Raw genomic sequence first — 17361 nt, forward strand, 5'->3', positions numbered from 1 at the left:
TTCAGAACAGGATCAGCGCGGCGCACAGGCCGGCGATCGCGATGAGTTGCAGGGTGACCCGGTATTTCAGGATGCTGTCCCACTTGTCTTGCAGCGCACGGGCATTCGCAGGAATGATGCCGCTGAGTGCGGCGGCGGTCTGCTGGGTGTTGATCGGCTTGGCGATGCGGACGTAGAGCGCGAGCCAGGCGAACAACGCCGCCACCGCGATTCCCGCGGCGACAGCGGCGCCGAGTTGCCCTGCGGCCAGTGCGATCACCAGGGTGAGCACCGCGGCGACCACCCCGCCCGCGCCGACGATCGGCATGCGCTTGTCGCCGTAGTAGTGACCCCATCCCGCACTGACGGTCACGGTCGCGTCGTCGAGTTTGCGGTAGACGGATCGCATGATCACCGCCGCGCAGACGTCGGTGCCATAGAGCACGGCATTGGCGAGAACTGCTGCGACGGCGATGATCTGGCCGGTCATGATGAGCATTTCGAGCTTCCCTTCCCAAATTCTAGCGGCGCTAGAACCTTGAGCAACGGTAACACTCGCTCATCGCGCTGTCTAGCGTTGCTAGATTTCGTCGATCGCGCGCATCAGGCGTGCCACCACCTCGCTGTCATCGTGCGCCGACAGTGCCTGGTTGACGATCAGTTGATCTGGAATATTGTCGCCGCGGACGTACTTGCAGAAGCAGTTGTAGATCGCGTAATAGGCGAACGCGACCGAGTCCGGGAAGGCCAGATCGTCGTCCTGCATGGCAGTCATGGGCTCGAGATAACGGGTGCCGACGTCCGCGAGATCCACGCCGACCCGAGCTGCGCCGAGGGCATCGGCGGGAAGCTCGACATCGACGCGGTGCCGCATCCCGACGACCGAGTCGCGGTAGCGAAGCGCGCGGGGTTTGCCCTTGACGTATTCAGTCCAGGTCAGCAGGGCATCCTCGCACAGCGCAAGATGAACCTGCCGTCGACCGTCGAATCCCAACTGGGAGAACAGCTGCCACGGCGTCATGACCGATTCTAAACGCCCGCCTCGCCGCGCCAGGCAGCACGGTAACGACGGCAACCCGTTAGCCGATGGAACAATGAATACGAAAGCCATCTCACGCCATCGCCCTCGCAGCAATCGCCGTTGAAAGGCTGAAAATGTCCCACCGGAAACTCGCCAAGATTTCCCTCACCGCCGGCGCGGTAGTAGCCGCTCTCATCGCCACCAGCGCCCCCGCCGCGGCCTCGAACTACCTCCCCGTCGAACTCCCCATGACCACCACTGGCGCCCACGGCCCCGGCTGCGCCGGCGACGTCTGGGGCGTAGGCAACGTCTACCCCGACGGCGACGTCCCCGGCACGGTAGACCTCCAGCTCAAAGGCTGGCTGAAGGTCTTCAACATCCCCGCCCCCTGGTGCACCCTGTCCCCCACGGTCCACTGGCGCAACCTCGAAACCGGCGCCACCGGCCAAGCGACCACCACCCTCGGCGCCTGGCAACCCTTCTTCTGGTCGGCCCCGGTAGTAGGCAACCTCCGCCTCGTCACCGGCCCCGGCCAGGTCGAATTCACCCTCACCACCGACCTCCCCCACTCCCCGAGCGTCACAAGCTTCCGGGTGTACTGACACCGAGCCACGAAAACGGTTGTGCCACACGGACTTCGAACCCCCGCCGCGACCACTTCGAACAGCAACATGTGCGGCGGGACCAGGAAGTTGTCGATGGATCGCCGCCGGGCGTCTACGCGCAGGTCGTGTCCCGCACGGAGTCCGGATCATTCAGGTAGCGAACGGCTTCGACGTCGATGCACGCGTTCTCGTCACCAAAGACGACGGTGTGACCGTCTCCCTCGCGAACGAGCAGCGGACTTGTCATATATCTCGCCATGCGTTCGGCATTTCCGACGGGGGTTGTCGGGTCGTGGCGGGTTCCGACGAACAGCAACCTGGCCGCGAAGTCGGCCCTTGTCGGCCCCACGGGCAGGAGTTTGCCGGGCACGACCTCGCCTTCGAACGGCCACAGGTCGCAGTCCTCCAACGGAAACTGGGCGGGACGAGGTTCATAGTTGTCATAGGTCGCAGCGTCGTATCTGGCTGCCGCCTCGTGATGCCTGGCCGCGCGATCGGTGGTTGGGTCCGCAGTGTCGGTGCAGGTGATGGCCGTAAGCGCATTGGTGCCTTCGCTGTCCTGAAATTCGGCCAAGCGGCGAATCGCGGTGCCGTCACCGTGCCGCAGCGACTGCAGCGCTGCGAGATACCGCCCCCAGATCGATGGCCACAACAGCCCGGTATAGCTGGCGTCGAGAATGTCGGTGGGCGTCACCGGCGAGCCGTCTCGGACGCGAACGGGGCGCGCGTCGGCGTCACGCAGCAACTGCTGGAAGGTCGCCTCGGCGGCCGCCGGATCCGTACCCAGCGGGCACTCGGCGCCGCCCCGCCGATAGTCGCCGGCGCAGAACGCGGCCAGTCGGGTGAAGGTGGCTTGGAAGCCACGCTCCTGCCCCAGACGCATCTCGTGCGGCCGTTCTTCGATGTCGACGACTCCGTCCAAGATCGCGGCACGGTAGTTGGCAGGAAACCGCAGTGCGTACATCGCCGCGATCTGGGTGCCGTAGGAGTAGGCGAGCAGGTTGATCCGCTCCTCTCCCAGCACCGCGCGCAGGAGATCGACATCATTGGTCGCCTCGTCGGAGCCTATGTGGCGCAGCACGTCGAGGCCGGTGTCGGCCATGCAGGCAGAGACCTCGGCGAGTTCGGCTCGCTCGATAGCGTCGGTGTCCTCGGCGGCGAGGTCGAGGTCGGGATCCACTCCGCCTGCACACTGAATCAGCGGCGTGGACCGGCCTACTCCTCGCGGGTCATAGGCGACGATGTCGAAGTGCGCGAGTATTTCTGGCGGGTAGGCGAACTCGATCAAATCCAATCCGGTACCGCCGGGTCCGCCGCTGATCGCGAGCAGCGTGCCCTTCTTCTCTTCGGTGGCGGCGCGGCGGGCTACCGCGAGTAGTACGGGCTGCTCGCCCGAGGTCCGGGGCGACCGCACGTTTCGGTAATCGAGCGGCGCCCGCACCTGCGCACATTCCACACCGGCCACGGGTTCGGCGAACCACTCGCCCGTCTTCCCGTCTCCACAGGGGGCCCAGTCCACGGATTGCCCGTAGTACGCGTCCAAGCCCACCAGGGCACCAGTCGTCTGGAAGGCGGAACAACCACTGATATACGGCACGACGGCAACGCTCACGACGCCTGCGCACACCGCCTTCAATGCCACCGAAGCGACCGCACGGTACTTTTTACCCACCGCGAGAAGGTAGCAGCGCTCAATACAACCGAAACACTTGCCGCGAGGCACAGGCGGCAGCGATTCACCCAGTCGGTATCGAACATACATTCGAACGTGCGCTAGAATGGCTCGCATGTCGCTGCCCCTGCAAGGTTCACTGTTCGATGGTGAGGCGATTGCCCTGGGATCGATCGGGGCGGTTCGGCGTACCCAACTCGATGAGACCTCGTGGGTCGATGTGCTGCCCGGATGGTTGAGCGGGGCCAGTGAGGTGTTCGATCGGCTGGCGGAGCGGGTGCCGTGGCATGCGGAGCGGCGGCCGATGTATGACCGGGTGGTCGATGTGCCGCGGTTGGTGTCGTTTTTCGGGGAGAACGACCCGTTGCCGGATCGGATTCTGGTCGAGGCTCGGGCTGCTTTGACGGGGTATTACGAGGGCGAGCTCGGGGAACCTTTTCGGACTGCGGGGCTGTGCTTTTATCGCGATGGGCGCGACAGTGTCGCCTGGCACGGTGACACGATCGGGCGCGGGGCGACGCACGACACGATGGTGGCGATCGTGTCGGTGGGGGCGCCGCGGTCGTTGATGTTGCGGCCGCGGGGTGGGGGTGCGAGTGTGCGGTTCACCGCGGGGCACGGGGATCTGTTGGTGATGGGTGGGGCGTGTCAGCGCAGCTGGGAGCACGCTGTTCCCAAAACCGCACGGCCGGTGGGGCCTCGCATCAGTGTGCAGTTCCGTCCGCGCGGTGTGCGGTGAGCTGACAGCACTGGGGGTGGCGGATGTGGGTGTCGCGCAATCAGTTTGTTGGTCCGAATCGGCGAGCCGGGGGCGACAGGCCGTTGAGTGGATCGGCGGATTCACCGACATGGCGGATTGTCGGTGGGTGGTCGTAGGATTCGGGGATGGGGAGTTCACTTATGCCGCACGTGCGGTCGTCGAATGCGATGACGGGGCGGTGGTGCGCAACGTTCGGGGGCGGGGATGCGGTGGTCTCGGGGGCGGGGTTGTGGCCGTTGCTGGCGGTATTGGCGGGGGCCGCTTCCGGGCCCGCGCGCGATGAACTTGCCGCCGCACTGGAGATTCCGGCCGAGCAAGCGCATGCGGCGGGACTGGACATGTTGAAATCGCTGGATAACTCGCGAGAGGTATCGACGGCGATCGGGGCATGGGTTCGAGCAGGCCTGACCTTGCGCGAAGAGTGGGTTCGCAGCATGCCCGAGGGGACCGTTGGCGTGCTGGGCGACCCGGCTGCCTTGGACGCGTGGGCGAATCAGAAGACCCAGGGGCTGATCAAGAAGTTTCCCGTGCCGATCAACTCGGGCACCGCCTTTGCGCTCGCAACCGCCCTGATGGCCCGCACACGCTGGGCGACACCATTCGACGAAATCCTCTACACGCCGGAAGCCGGTCCATGGCAAGGACATCGGGGACCAGGCTTGTATCGGACCAGCCGCCCCGACGGCAGCGTATCCATCCTCGACGACGACGTGACCAGAGTGATCGTGATCGGCAAAGGCGAACTCGATGTGCACCTGCTGATCGGAGCGGATCCGCGTCACGGCTTGACGACAGGCCTGGCAGCACTGGACGGGGCCGCCGATGTTCGGACAGACCTGCCGGTCGGGACAACGGCACCCTGCCTGACGGTCAGTCGCAGGGAGACCGTCGGGGGTCGTGATTCCGTAGTGCTGAAAATGCCACCGTTCGAAGTCGAGAACAAGCACAACCTCGCCCAACATGCGGCGCTGTTCGGACTGACCACCGCCTTCAGCATGCCCGGATCCCATTTCGACGGGCTCGCCTCGGTTCCGCTGGCGCTGGACGCGGCGGGACAGGATGTCATCGCGCGCTTCGACGCAGAAGGGTTCGAAGCGGCAGCCGTGACGGCCGCGGCAATACGCCTCGGCGGTGTTCCGCAGAAGACGTGGTCGACCATCACCTCGGTGAATATCGACCGGCCGTTCGGATTCCTAGCCGTGGACCGGCCGACCGGCCTGGTCCTTGTCGCAGGTCAGGTCACCGCACCGCCGGTGACCTGGGATCGGCCGGTCGGCGAACAACCAGCGGTGGAACGAAATCCGGGGGCGCCGTGGTGAGATCGGTAATTCGGATTGCCGAAGATGTTGCTCAGCAACAGGATTCGGTTTCGATACGGCTAGTGGAGGCCGTATCCTGGTAGAAGTCCGCAGTCGGGTGCACAGGGGGTCGTGGTGATCGTCGTTGTCGCGGACGAGAGCGAACTCGAAGGCGCAGAACAGATCGTCGGCACTGCCGTGCGTGACCAGGCGTTCAAAGCGGGTGGCGTGGCGGTGTTCCGCTGCCATGTGCCGGAGAGTCGGGGCGGGTCGGTCGAGGTCGACGCGCTGGTGTGCACGCCGCAGAGCGTGACCATCGTGGAGGTGAAGGGGTTCACCGCCCGCCAAGAGGGCACGTTGGCCACGCCGCCGAACGGTCCGTGGACCATCGACGGCGAACCGGCCGCGCTCTATCACGCTGTGCGGGTGCCGAACCCGTTCGTCCAGGTGCGTCGGCAGGTGTTCGCGGCGAAGAGTCTGCTGCAACAGGCCGGGATCTTCGGTTGGGTGAACGCGGTGATCGCGCTGGTCCCGCAGCCTGGTGCCGAGATCACCATCGAGGAGACTCGGATCGCTGACGGGTATCGGGCGGTGTTGGTGGACCGCGATGATGCGTCGGCGCTGCACGACTATTTTCAGGCCGAAAGCGGGCGTACCGTTCGGCTCAGTATCGAAGATGTCACGCGGGTTTTTGCCGCCCTGAACCTGGGGCATTTGTTGCCGGCATCGGATGAGCTGATGGCGCAGGGGTTTCCGGCCACGCTTGATCCGGCTGCTACTTCGCGACCGGCTTCGCCGCCTGCCTTCGAACTCGGGAGTGGGGCGGGTTCTGGTTCTGATGAATCGGTTGTTCCGGCGAGTCCTGTTGCGGGGCAGTCTGGTTCGTTGCCGGTTGCCCAGGCTGCTACCCCGGCATTCCTTGCTGCGATCGATAGGCTCGCGAATCGATCGCCCGCACCTGTTCGCACTGTGAGTTCGACGCCGTCGAGCTCTTACGAAGAGGACGCTGAAACACCTGCTGGCAGTAGCGATTCTGCTGATGAATCAGATATTTCGGCGGCATCTCTCGGAGCGATCGGGTCGAGTGGGGATCCGCTCGACAATCCGCAGGCCGGACCGGAGACCTCGGAGATCGCTCCGCTCGCCGAGCCCGCAGATGACGGGGCGGGGACCGTGGGAGCGTCGAGTGGCGAATCGGCTGTCGAGGAAGTGTCGACTCTCGAAGAGGTGTCGGCCGAATCTTCTGCTGCCGACGAAACTCTCGCCCCAGCTGGCGCACCCGACCCTGTCGAAGAGGGCGATCCACCGCATGAGGACACCTCCGAAGATCCTGTCTCACTGAGCAAATCGGCCGTTGGGGATGGATCAGGCGCGAGCGCTGATCTTAGCGACGGTGACTTCGACGGCGAATCTGCTACGCGCACAACCGATGTGGAGCACGAGAACGAGCAACCTGAGCCCGAGGTCGCGAGGTCTTTGGCTGGTGCCTCGACTGGCACGAGCCGCGAAGCTGGTGAGGGCCCCTCGGACGGCCCGGATTCTCCATCTGCCGCGACCCCCGCGCCCGTCGCGACCCGCTCCCCCGTCGCGACCCGCTCCCCCGTCGCGAGCCCATCTCCCGTCCCGGGCCCCTCACCTACCGCGAATCCCACGCCGAGCCCCGCACCAGACCCTCGCCCCGCGGACAGCAGAAGCTCAACACTCGGCGCAGCTGCCGCGCTCGCGACAGGTGCCGCACTCGGCGTTGCCTCCACACGGTCTTCCACCGGCACCGAATCCCGAACCGCCGCATCAACTCCCAGCGGCACTACCACCATCGCACCCCCGGCCCCCGAACCCGAAGCGCCGCACCAGAACCCAGGGCATTGGACCGAATGGGCCGAGCGGGAACGCAAGCCGCGACCGACCCTGACGCAACGATGGCAGGCACTGCGCCACCGAAACGGTCCGTCGCTGATCGACAAATGGCACAACCGCCCCGTTCGGCAGCGAACGACACCCCGACGCGGACTGCGGATCGGACCCGGTGTCGCGTTGATACTGTTCATCGCACTGTTCGGAGCCGGGTTCTTCGCGATCAAGGCGGTGCAGGCCGCCCAGTTCCAGATGTCGGACTACGACCGAATGTGCGGCCCCGACAAGAAACCGTTCCCCAACGCCGCACCCTACGAACGCGGCGGCGGCGCACGCCCGATATACCTGTCCGGCCAACTCACCACCATGGTCCACCCCGACGACCCCACCGCATGGAACCCCAGCGACCCGTCGACAGTGCAGCTCATCGCCTGCATGAAACAGCTGGAACTGCGCGACCTGGTCCAAACCTGCCAGTACGGCCCCACCCCCGGCCTGCCGATAGGGCGCACCGTCAACCTGTTCCGCGCGACCTACGAGGTCGCGGTCTACGAACTGCACACCGGCCGCGAAGTAGCCAAGGCGACCATGCTCGGCGAACGCTATTCCGCCGACCCCGCCAACACCGACCAGGACCGCTGCCGAGCGGCCGCCAACGCCGACGACTACCTGGGCCGACGCCTCGGCCAACCCTCCAAAACCCAACTCACCGGCTTCCTGGCCCCCCTGGTCCACGCCGCCCGCTGAACCCCTTGACCTCAACCCCACTCGAGGCGGCAGTATTCGTCAACGTGCCCCGAGCACACCCGACACCGCGCCCACCCAGCGCCGGTAGCGCCTCCGCCGGTTTCCTCGTACACCCACCGGCGGAGGCCGTCGGGATCAACTTTCCCCGACCACCGCCAACGCCGACTACGGTGTGGGAGCTTCCGGCGCCTCGGTCGGCGGATCCTCGGCAGCTGGCTCCTGAGGGGCCTGCCCTTCGGTCGCTTGCTCCTCGGCCGGTCGCGCGATAGCGCCGAGTTCCAGTGCACGAGCGAGCTTCACCTGTGCTCGCACCAGATCCTCGCCGACGATCTGCAAGGTGTGCGGTTCTTCGAGCCCTCGGTCACGAACCAGATCTCGCACGGTTGCCAGGCGCAGCAACGATGCCGCGATGTATCCCTGCAAGACGGCGATCCGGTCGGCAGGCACAGTTTGAATAGACCTGCTCGCCAACGATTCCAGGTCTCGTTGCGCCTTGAGCGTGTCGGAGGTGAGAACCGCGAAGACGCCCCAGAGATCGTCGACGGCGGCACCGGCGATCTGTGCACGCAGCGACTCGTAGGATTCATTGCGACGCGCCGAAGCTTCTCGCACGTCACGCAGGGCATCGTTGAGGTGCGACTTCATCTCGGCCGGGATGTGGTAGACGTGATTGACCTCGGCCGTTCCGATCCGCTCGGCGACCCGACTCACGATCGCCAGCGCGTCGTCGAGGTCGGTGAGCGCCACGCGGAGCAGCGGTGCTGTCGCATGGAACCGCGGATCCATCGCCTGCAGGTCGTAGAACTCGTTGATCCGCTTGCCCGCCACGGCGATATCGCGGCTCAGCAGCGCAATGTTCTCGTGTAGACCCATCGCGTGCAACCGCTGGTCGACTGCGGCATCCAGCGCGGCTACCACGCTCGGATCTTTGGGTTCGTGGATGTGATGGACTGCCGAGGCAACGCTCGAGCGGGAGAACGCCTTGGTGAAGAAGATGCTACTGATCGACAAAGACATGCCGAGTACGAACTCCTTCTCGGCATGAAAAATGTCTCGCACGCTTCCGCGAGCCATGATCAGAATGGCGAAGACCAGCACCAAACCGAGTGCGGCCCATAGGTACTGGGCCCGCGTCATGTGCAGACTGCTCAAGCTCTGGTTGTCACTCATGGTTCCCCCACTGACGCCGCCACCCCCACGGCCGCGACTACTTCTTCTACGCATCATCCTGCACGCCAACAGGATTCGCACGTCGAAATGCCGAACCTGCTCAGCCACCGAGACGACAACGGCCGTGCATCCAGTGGATACACGGCCGTGACAACGGGATTCACACCGAGACGGTGATTTCCCATTCGTAGATCGTCAGTTCCGAGGCTCCGGTGGTGTGGAGGGGGTCGGAGTGGGCGATCATTGTTGCGGTGGGCAGGGATTCGGCCAGGATGACGTAGGCGCCGCCGGGGCTGTTGGTGAAGCCGCCGCTTTCCTGGAGTCGGCCCTTGGCCAGCAGGTCCTGCAGGAAGGTGCGGTGCGGTTCGATCACCGAGGCGTCGAACTGCGGGGTGCGGTGCGCCATCACCAGGTACTTGCGGGCCATGGTCAGGACTGGTCCTCGTCGCGGGCGGACTTGACCGCGGCCGTGGCGGCCGCGGCGGCGCGGACCTGGGGTGCCACCTGCACTACCTGGCCAAGCACACCGTTCACGAACGACGGCGAGTCGTCGGTGGACAGTTCCTTGGCCAGTTCCACGGCCTCGTCGACCGCGACGACCGGGGGGACGTCGGTGGCGTGGAACAGTTCCCACACCGCGATCCGCAGGATGGCGCGGTCCACCGCAGGCAGGCGCTGCAGGGTCCAGTCCTGCAGGTAGCCCTCGATGGTGCCGTCCACGCGGTCCAGGTCGTTGGCCACGCCTTCGACCAGGGTGTTGGTGTAGGCGTGCACGGGCGCCACGCTCTGGTCACGCAGGGCCAGGTCGGCGCGGTCGGTGAGCAGCACGGAGACGTCGACATCGCGCGCTTCCGCTTCGAACAGCAGGTCCACGGCCCGGCGGCGTGCCTTGTGGCGCGCGCCGAGCTTCTTGAACGAGCCCTTCTTGTCTGCCGAGGAGTCCGTCACGATCAGCCGTTGACGCGGCCGAGGTAGCTGCCGTCGCGCGAGTCGATTTTCAGTTTGTCACCGGTGTTGATGAACAACGGGACCTGCACCTCGGCGCCGGTTTCGAGGGTCGCGGGCTTGGTGCCGCCGGAGGAGCGGTCGCCCTGCAGGCCGATGTCGGTGTGCTGCACCAGCAGCTCGATGGTGACCGGCAGCTCGATGAACAGCGGCGCGTCCTCGTGCACGGCGACCTGCACGCCCATGTTCTCCAGCAGGAAGCGCGCGCCGTTGCCCAGCGTGGCCTCCGGGATGGAGATCTGGTCGTAGGTGTCACCGTCCATGAAGATGTAGTCGGTGCCATCGTGGTACAGGTAGGTCATGTCGCGACGGTCGACAGTCGCGGTCTCGACCTTGACGCCCGCGTTGAAGGTCTTGTCGACGACCTTGCCGGACACGACGTTCTTCAGCTTGGTCCGCACGAAGGCGGGGCCTTTGCCCGGCTTCACGTGCTGGAACTCGATGATCTGCTGGAGCTGACCTTCGATTTTCAGCACAAGGCCGTTCTTGAAGTCGCTGGTGTCCGCCACTGTCCTCGGATCTCCTCGTTCGTTACTGCGTACTGGGGGTTTACTGCGTTATTCGGCGCCGATGTCACTGCACGACGATCAAATCCTTGCTGGTGCGGGTGAGCAGTTCCGGGCCCGCTTCGCGCACCACGAGGGTGTCCTCGATCCGGACCCCGCCGCGGCCGGGAAGGTAAACACCAGGTTCGACGGTCACCGCCACACCAGCCAGAAGTGTACCGGTACTGGTTTTGGCCACTCCGGGTGCTTCATGGATCTGCAACCCGACGCCGTGGCCGAGACCGTGCACGAACTGCGGGCCGTACCCGGCGTCTTCGATGATCATCCGGGCCGCGGCGTCGACCGCGCTGGTCTGCGCGCCCGGTTTCAGCGCCTGTGTTCCCGCGCGTTGCGAGGCCGCGACCAGTTCGTAGATCTCGCGCTGCCAGTCCGCGGGGGAACCGACGACCAGGGTGCGGGTCATGTCGGAGTGATAGCCGTTGACCACGGCGCCGAAATCGAACTTCACGAAGTCGCCGGTGGTCACGATCGCGCCGGTCGGGCGGTGATGCGGGATGGCCGAATTGGCGCCGGTGGCCACGATGGTTTCGAAGGAGATCGCCTCGGCGCCGTGTTCGAACATGGCCCATTCCAGGTCGCGGGCGATCTGGCGTTCGGTGCGGCCGGGGCGCAGCAGGCCGCGTTCGAGCAGGGTGGCCAGGGCCTGGTCGGCGGCGGTGCAGGCGGCGTCGAGCTGGGCTATTTCGTAGGGGTCTTTGACCATGCGCAGCTGCTCGACCAAGCCCGAGGTGGGGACAAGTTGCAAGCCGGTGCGCAGGTCCTGGAACTGCGAGTGCTGGTCGACGGTCACCACGTGGCTTTCGAAGCCCACGCGACCCAGTTGCCATTCGCCGGCCAGTTCCAGGATGCGGCGGGCGGTGGCGCGGCAGATCTCGGCCTGCAGGTCGGGGACCTGTTCGGCGACTTGGGCGGAGTAGCGGCCGTCGGTGCCGATCACGGTGCGGTCCTCGGCGTCGCGCATGTCCCACGAGTGCACCAGCACTACGGCGTTGGAGCCGGTGAAGCCCGTGAGGTAGCGGATGTTGACCAGGTCGGTGACCAGCAGCGCGTCCACGCCGTTTTCCACGAGCAGGCTCCGCAGGGCACCGCGTCGGGCCGCGTAATCGGGAGCCGGGTAATCAGCACACATGGGTCAACGCTACCGCTGAACTCGCGACACGTCGGCACTGTCAGGTCGGTCATTCGTGTCGGCGGGCAACTGGATACGGGTTTGTTCACATGTGCGGAAGTTATCCACATTCTGTGGTGAGGACGGTTTTCGGTGCTTGTCAGGCAGCACGATCGATGCCATGACCACTGCCGCGTTCTGTTGCCTCATCGCCTGGTGTTTGTTGTTGGGCGTCATCGATATTCATGCCCGTCGTCTGCCCAACGCCCTGACCGGGGTCGGTGCGGTGGCGGTGTTCCTGTTCGCCTTATGGACCGGGGAGTTGGCGACCGCGGTGATCGGGGCCGCGTTGTTGACGATGCCGTACCTGGTGACGCATCTGCTGTCGCCTGCCGCGCTGGGGGCCGGTGATGTGAAGCTGGCGGTGGCGTTGGGAGCGGCCGCTGCGATCGCCGGGCCGCCTGCGTGGGTGTGGGCCGCTCTTGCCGCGCCGGTGCTCACGGCGGGCGTGGCTGTGTTGCTGATGGGCAGTGATCGGCTGCGTGCGGCTCGAGTTCGGTCGGCGCCTACTCGACGGTTGGTGCCGCATGGTCCGGCGATGTGCCTGGCCACGGTGACCGCGATGGCGCTGGCATGAATGCCGGTGCGACGCGCCGGGGTGAGGTCGGCGACCATGTTTTGTCGGTGGCCCGGATGGGGTCGGTTCGGCGGGATCAGGGCGGTGGCCGCCATCGTGCGGGCGCGCGTGCCGCCCACGTGCCGCTCGTCACGTCGGCCCGCATTCCCGACCATGGTCGCCGACATGGGAAGATGGTCGGCGTGTTGCGCTGGATAACTGCCGGAGAATCCCATGGTCCCGCTCTCGTCGCCCTCCTGGAAGGGATGGTCGCCGGAGTCGAGGTGACATCGGACGATGTCTCCGCACAGCTCGCCCGCCGCCGGCTCGGTTACGGGCGCGGCGCCCGGATGAAGTTCGAGGCCGACAAGGTCACCCTGGTCGGCGGGGTTCGCCACGGCCGCACCATGGGTGGACCGGTCGCGATCGAGATCGCCAACTCCGAGTGGCCCAAGTGGACCGAAGTGATGTCGGCCGATCCGATCGACGAGACGGCGCTGGCCGGGATGGCGCGCAATGCGCCGCTGACCCGTCCGCGCCCCGGGCACGCCGACTACTCCGGGATGCTCAAGTACGGCTTCGACGACGCCCGCCCGGTGCTCGAGCGGGCCAGTGCCCGCGAGACCGCGGCTCGCGTTGCCGCCGGAACCTTCGCGCGCAACTTCCTGCGGCAGGCCTTCGGTGTCGAGGTGATCTCGCATGTGGTGTCGATCGGTGCCGCGGCCAACACCACCGGTGTGACACCGGGTGCGACCGATCTCGATGCCATCGATGCCAGCCCGGTGCGCGCGTTCGACGCCGACGCCGAAGCGGCCATGATCGCGGAGATCGAGGCGGCCAAGAAGGACGGTGACACCCTCGGTGGTGTCGTCGAGGTGATCGTGGACGGGCTGCCGATCGGGCTCGGCTCGTTCGTCAGCGGTGAGCAGCGGCTGGATTCGCGACTGGCCGCCGCGCTCATGGGCATTCAGGCGATCAAGGGTGTCGAGGTGGGCGACGGGTTCGAGACCGCGCGCCGACGCGGCAGCCTGGCGCACGACGAAATGCGTCCCGGCCCCGACGGTGTGCTGCGCTCGACCAACCGTGCGGGTGGTCTCGAAGGTGGCATGACCAACGGTGAGGCGCTGCGCGTGCGGGCGGCGATGAAGCCGATCTCGACCGTGCCGCGGGCGTTGTCCACGGTCGACATGTCCACCGGCGAGGAAGCCGTCGCCATTCACCAGCGGTCCGACGTGTGTGCGGTTCCCGCCGCCGCTGTCGTGGCGGAATCGATGGTGGCGTTGGTGCTGGCGCAGGCCGCGCTGGAGAAGTTCGGTGGCGATTCGCTGGCCGAGACCGTCGACAACATCACCAGTTACGTCAAGCGGATCGGCAGCCGCCCACACGTGCCCGCGGACAGCCGTATCCCGTGACCGAGCAGGGGCAGCAGGGGTCCGCGCCGGAGGGCGGTGCGAGCCCCTCACCGGCGATGGTCGAGCCGGGCGCTCCGACCACCGCGGGGCCTGCGGCGTCGGCGACCGAAAACCCTGACGCTGGGACAACCGTCGAGCTCGACGTGCTGTCGGCTGTCGAGTCCGAAGCTGCTGACCGCGTCGCACCGGCAGCGCGCGTGGTGCTGGTCGGGCTGCCCGGCTCGGGGAAATCCACGATCGGGCGCAAGCTGGCCCGCGAACTCGGGGTGGCGCTGTTCGATACCGACGCGGGCATCGAAGACGACACCGGGCGCACGATTCCCGACATCTTCGCCACCGACGGTGAGGCGGAGTTCCGACGGATCGAGGAGCAGGTGGTTCGCCACGCTGTGCTCTCGCACGACGGGGTGGTCTCGCTCGGCGGCGGTTCGGTGCTGTCGGCGCGGACCCGAGAACTGTTGCGTGACGTGACAGTCGTCTACCTGGAAATCAGTGTGTCCGAAGGGGTTCGGCGCACCGGGGGTAGCAGCACGCGTCCGTTGCTCAACAGTGGCGACCCGGCCGCGAAGTACCGGAATCTGATGCGTGAGCGTCGCCCGCTCTACCGAGAGATCGCGACCGTGCGGGTGCGCACCGATGGGCGCAGTCCCGGTCGGGTGGTGCGGATGATTCTGACCAAGCTCGGCCTGGAATCAGTGCGCACCGACCTCGAACCCGTGCGCGCGAACACCGGAAATGCTTCTGCGCCTTCGGGTTCGGCGAACAGCAAGCCCGGCACCGGTAGCAATCGGTCCAAGACCCGGCGGCGTGCGCGCACACGTGCCGCCGCGACCCGACGCGCCGGTGCGCCGCAGGAAGCGACCGTGTCCGAGAACCGGGCCACTCGCAACGAACAAAACCGCACGGCCACACCACAATCCGACGCCATCCCGGAGGTACCCGCCAGCGGGCCGGCCCAGGGTGAGCCCCGCGCGGCGGGCAGTCGGCGATCCCGGCGCCCGAGGTCGCGCCGCGGAGGCGCACGCACCCGAACCGCCGCCGCGCGGGACGCAGCGCCGACTGACCCGCGCGAGTCCACCAGCCAGGATCGGGCGACCGACCAAGGCGCCGGTGCGAGAGACCAGCAGCGCAATCGCAGCGCCGATGCGGGCAGTCGCGGCGCGGACACCGCGGGCAACCGGGATAAGAACTCGGGAGCCCCTGTCGCCGACGGCGGAGGTGGCGCGGGCAACCGGCGCGCCAGTTCCGAAGGTCGCACGCGCAACCGCAGGGCGAATGCTGGAGGCCGCACAGCCAACCGCAATTCCGGTGCCGAGGGCCGTGCACGCGGTGCAGGTGGCGAGCAGCCCGCCACTTCCGGTGCAACGTCGGATCAAGCGGCGAGCAACACGACTGACACGCGTCCGACGTCGGATCAAGCGGCGGACAACACGACGGGCACGCGTCCGGCGTCGGATCGACAGGCGAGCAACGCGGCCGGGGCGCAGGAATCGGGTCAGCGGGGCGGGCAGGCCGGCGATGCGGAGCGTGGGGGCATCAGCAACGAACGTCGTCGACGCGGGCAGCCGCGGCGGCGTAGCGGACGACGTAATAGCAACGACCAGAAAGAATCGGAGCAGCGCACGTGACAGAGCCGTCCATCATTGAGGTTCGCACCGCCGACCCCTACCCGGTGATCATCGGCCGCGGGCTGCTCGGCGATCTCGTCGAGGCAGTCAACGCGGGTAATGCTGTGCGGACGGTGGCGATCTTCCATCAGCCGCCGCTGGCCGAGACCGCGGAGGCGGTGCGTAAAGCACTGGCCGACACCGGGATCGACGCGCACCGCATCGAGATCCCCGACGCCGAGGACGGCAAGGAACTGGCCGTGGCCGGTTACTGCTGGGAGGTGTTAGGCCGGATCGGCCTGACCCGCAACGACGCCATCGTGAGTCTGGGCGGCGGCGCGGCCACCGACCTGGCCGGTTTCGTGGCCGCCACCTGGATGCGCGGCGTGCGGATCGTGCACGTGCCGACCACGCTGCTGGCCATGGTCGACGCGGCCGTCGGCGGCAAGACCGGCATCAACACCGAGGCGGGCAAGAACCTCGTGGGCAGCTTCCACGAGCCCAGCGCCGTGCTGGTCGACCTCGCGACCCTGGAAACGGTGCCGCGCAACGAGATCATCGCGGGCATGGCCGAGATCATCAAGGCCGGTTTCATCGCCGACCCGGTGATCCTGGACCTCATCGAGGCCGATCCCGAGGCAGCCCTTGACCCCACCGGTGAGGTGCTGCCCGAGCTGATCCGTCGCGCGATCCAGGTCAAGGCCGACGTGGTCGCCGCCGACCTCAAAGAATCGGACCTGCGCGAAATCCTCAACTACGGCCACACGCTCGGTCACGCCGTGGAACGTCGCGAGCGCTACCGCTGGCGTCACGGCGCCGCGGTCTCGGTCGGCCTGGTCTTCGCCGCCGAACTCGGCCGCCTGGCCGGTCGCCTGGACGACGCCACCGCCGACCGCCACCGCACCATCCTGGAAAGCGTCGGCCTGCCCGTCACCTACGACGGCGACGCCCTCCCCCACCTGATGGACGCGATGCAGACCGACAAGAAAACCCGTTCCGGCGTGCTGCGTTTCGTGGTCCTGGACGGCCTGGCCAAACCCGGCCGCCTCGAAGGCCCCGACCCGTCACTGCTGGCCGCGGCCTACTCGGCCATCGCCCGCGAGGCCACGCCGGGCACCTCCCCGATCATGCTCTGAAGTCCGCCCACACCGCAGCCTCGGTCTCTAGTAGACCGAGGCTGCGGACAGGGGAGGTCCGTCTCGACGCTGGCTGGGGGCATAGCGGAGGAGATCAGTTCGGGATATCTCCTGAATCCCCCATCGCATTTAGCCAGGCCCGTAGTTTCTGAGTCCGGTCGATGTCGGCTTTATATACGCTTGGTCGCTTCTCTACCAGCACCGAGTAGATCTCCACCGCCTCCTCGACCGCGACCAACCCCTCCTCCCGCCGACCCAACTCACCCAAGCCGACCGCGAGATTGTTCAAACTCAACGCAAGGTCAGGCAGGTAAGCATCAGGACGCGCCTGGGCCAACACCCGCCGAATCTCCACCGCCTCCTCGACCGCGACCATTCCCTCCGCCTGCCGACCCAACTCACCCAAGTGGATCGAGAGATTGTTCAAACTCGACGCAAGGTCAGGCAGGTAAGCATCAGGACGCGCCTGGGCCAACACCCGATAAACCCCCACCGCCTCCTCGACCGCGACCAACCCCTCCTCCCGCCGACCCAACTCACCCAAGCGGACCGAGAGATTGTTCAAACTCAACGCAAGGTTGGGCAGGTAAGCATCAGGACGCGCCTGGGCCAACACCCGATAAACCCCCACCGCCTCCTCGACCGCGACCATTCCCTCCGCCTGCCGACCCAACTCACCCAAGTGGATCGAGAGATTGTTCAAACTCGACGCAAGGTCAGGCAGGTAAGCATCAGGACGCGCCTGGGCCAACACCCGATAAACCCCCACCGCCTCCTCGACCGCGACCAACCCCTCCTCCCGCCG

The 17361-nt window shown here is 66.6% G+C and carries 16 protein-coding genes and 1 pseudogene; 8 read left to right on the forward strand and 9 right to left on the reverse strand.

Going from position 1 to position 17361, the window contains the following annotated elements:
• Position 1: 1 nt before the first annotated feature.
• A complete protein-coding gene (locus ACFWVD_RS12990) occupies positions 2–478 on the reverse strand; it encodes a DUF1772 domain-containing protein (RefSeq protein WP_379242234.1) in 477 nt (158 codons plus the stop codon).
• An 81-nt stretch (positions 479–559) separates the two neighbouring features.
• Entirely contained in the window at positions 560–1090 is a 531-nt protein-coding gene (locus tag ACFWVD_RS12995; RefSeq protein WP_379242235.1) for a hypothetical protein, read from the reverse strand.
• A gap of 44 nt (positions 1091–1134) precedes the next feature.
• Between ACFWVD_RS12995 and ACFWVD_RS13000 the strand changes: the two genes are divergently transcribed.
• Positions 1135–1602, forward strand: coding sequence for a hypothetical protein (locus ACFWVD_RS13000; protein WP_379242236.1), 468 nt, complete (start codon positions 1135–1137; stop codon positions 1600–1602).
• 115 nt (positions 1603–1717) lie between these two features.
• Here the strand turns inward: ACFWVD_RS13000 and ACFWVD_RS13005 are convergent, their stop codons facing one another.
• Complete coding sequence (locus tag ACFWVD_RS13005; RefSeq protein ID WP_379242237.1) at positions 1718–3277, reverse strand: alpha/beta fold hydrolase; 1560 nt, start codon at positions 3275–3277, stop codon at positions 1718–1720.
• A gap of 115 nt (positions 3278–3392) precedes the next feature.
• Here ACFWVD_RS13005 and ACFWVD_RS13010 point away from each other — a divergent pair, with 115 nt between their 5' ends.
• The 3 genes from ACFWVD_RS13010 to ACFWVD_RS13020 all read left to right on the forward strand — a co-directional run bounded on the left by ACFWVD_RS13010 (position 3393) and on the right by ACFWVD_RS13020 (position 7936).
• A complete protein-coding gene (locus ACFWVD_RS13010; RefSeq protein WP_379242238.1) occupies positions 3393–4016 on the forward strand; it encodes an alpha-ketoglutarate-dependent dioxygenase AlkB in 624 nt (207 codons plus the stop codon).
• A gap of 146 nt (positions 4017–4162) precedes the next feature.
• On the forward strand, positions 4163–5356 hold the full coding sequence (locus ACFWVD_RS13015; RefSeq protein ID WP_379242239.1) for a serpin family protein: 1194 nt from the start codon (positions 4163–4165) through the stop codon (positions 5354–5356).
• A 114-nt stretch (positions 5357–5470) separates the two neighbouring features.
• Complete coding sequence (locus tag ACFWVD_RS13020) at positions 5471–7936, forward strand: NERD domain-containing protein (RefSeq protein WP_379242240.1); 2466 nt, start codon at positions 5471–5473, stop codon at positions 7934–7936.
• 165 nt (positions 7937–8101) lie between these two features.
• On the opposite strand, the gene ACFWVD_RS13025 is transcribed toward ACFWVD_RS13020, so the two are convergent.
• From ACFWVD_RS13025 to ACFWVD_RS13045, 5 genes are all read right to left on the reverse strand, one after another.
• Positions 8102–9106, reverse strand: coding sequence for a hypothetical protein (locus ACFWVD_RS13025; protein WP_379242241.1), 1005 nt, complete (start codon positions 9104–9106; stop codon positions 8102–8104).
• Between the two features lie 160 nt (positions 9107–9266).
• Positions 9267–9533, reverse strand: a complete 267-nt coding sequence (locus ACFWVD_RS13030) for a YciI family protein (RefSeq protein WP_379242242.1) — start codon at positions 9531–9533, stop codon at positions 9267–9269.
• A 2-nt stretch (positions 9534–9535) separates the two neighbouring features.
• Positions 9536–10054 (reverse strand): transcription antitermination factor NusB, encoded by a 519-nt coding sequence (gene nusB, locus ACFWVD_RS13035; RefSeq protein WP_379242243.1) that lies wholly within the window; start codon positions 10052–10054, stop codon positions 9536–9538.
• A 2-nt stretch (positions 10055–10056) separates the two neighbouring features.
• Positions 10057–10620 (reverse strand): elongation factor P, encoded by a 564-nt coding sequence (efp, locus tag ACFWVD_RS13040; RefSeq protein ID WP_379242244.1) that lies wholly within the window; start codon positions 10618–10620, stop codon positions 10057–10059.
• 64 nt (positions 10621–10684) lie between these two features.
• Positions 10685–11806 (reverse strand): M24 family metallopeptidase, encoded by a 1122-nt coding sequence (locus ACFWVD_RS13045; RefSeq protein ID WP_379242245.1) that lies wholly within the window; start codon positions 11804–11806, stop codon positions 10685–10687.
• Between the two features lie 160 nt (positions 11807–11966).
• Between ACFWVD_RS13045 and ACFWVD_RS13050 the strand changes: the two genes are divergently transcribed.
• The 4 genes and pseudogenes from ACFWVD_RS13050 to aroB all read left to right on the forward strand — a co-directional run bounded on the left by ACFWVD_RS13050 (position 11967) and on the right by aroB (position 16556).
• Positions 11967–12422 (forward strand): prepilin peptidase, encoded by a 456-nt coding sequence (locus ACFWVD_RS13050; RefSeq protein WP_379242246.1) that lies wholly within the window; start codon positions 11967–11969, stop codon positions 12420–12422.
• Positions 12423–12604: 182 nt separating this feature from the next.
• Positions 12605–13813, forward strand: coding sequence for a chorismate synthase (gene aroC / locus ACFWVD_RS13055; RefSeq protein ID WP_379242504.1), 1209 nt, complete (start codon positions 12605–12607; stop codon positions 13811–13813).
• A gap of 146 nt (positions 13814–13959) precedes the next feature.
• A pseudogene (locus ACFWVD_RS13060) lies at positions 13960–14646 on the forward strand (shikimate kinase); the annotation flags it as partial.
• 791 nt (positions 14647–15437) lie between these two features.
• On the forward strand, positions 15438–16556 hold the full coding sequence (gene aroB / locus ACFWVD_RS13065; RefSeq protein ID WP_379242247.1) for a 3-dehydroquinate synthase: 1119 nt from the start codon (positions 15438–15440) through the stop codon (positions 16554–16556).
• Between the two features lie 94 nt (positions 16557–16650).
• Here aroB and ACFWVD_RS13070 read toward each other — a convergent pair.
• The coding region (locus tag ACFWVD_RS13070) for a tetratricopeptide repeat protein (RefSeq protein ID WP_379242248.1) at positions 16651–17361 on the reverse strand (711 nt) is incomplete at its 5' end.

The organism is Nocardia sp. NPDC058666, assembly GCF_042714895.1.
In the GTDB taxonomy this organism is placed as follows: Bacteria; Actinomycetota; Actinomycetes; order Mycobacteriales; family Mycobacteriaceae; genus Nocardia.

Bases quoted from the DNA above. Each gene is read 5' to 3' on its own strand.
- ACFWVD_RS13015 (WP_379242239.1), top strand. From the start codon at position 4,163: ATGGGGAGTTCACTTATGCCGCACGTGCGGTCGTCGAATGCGATGACG.
- ACFWVD_RS12995 (WP_379242235.1), bottom strand. From the start codon at position 1,090: ATGGCTTTCGTATTCATTGTTCCATCGGCTAACGGGTTGCCGTCGTTA.
- ACFWVD_RS13045 (WP_379242245.1), bottom strand. From the start codon at position 11,806: ATGTGTGCTGATTACCCGGCTCCCGATTACGCGGCCCGACGCGGTGCC.
- ACFWVD_RS12990 (WP_379242234.1), bottom strand. From the start codon at position 478: ATGCTCATCATGACCGGCCAGATCATCGCCGTCGCAGCAGTTCTCGCC.
- ACFWVD_RS13030 (WP_379242242.1), bottom strand. From the start codon at position 9,533: ATGGCCCGCAAGTACCTGGTGATGGCGCACCGCACCCCGCAGTTCGAC.
- ACFWVD_RS13025 (WP_379242241.1), bottom strand. From the start codon at position 9,106: ATGAGTGACAACCAGAGCTTGAGCAGTCTGCACATGACGCGGGCCCAG.
- ACFWVD_RS13010 (WP_379242238.1), top strand. From the start codon at position 3,393: ATGTCGCTGCCCCTGCAAGGTTCACTGTTCGATGGTGAGGCGATTGCC.
- ACFWVD_RS13000 (WP_379242236.1), top strand. From the start codon at position 1,135: ATGTCCCACCGGAAACTCGCCAAGATTTCCCTCACCGCCGGCGCGGTA.
- ACFWVD_RS13050 (WP_379242246.1), top strand. From the start codon at position 11,967: ATGACCACTGCCGCGTTCTGTTGCCTCATCGCCTGGTGTTTGTTGTTG.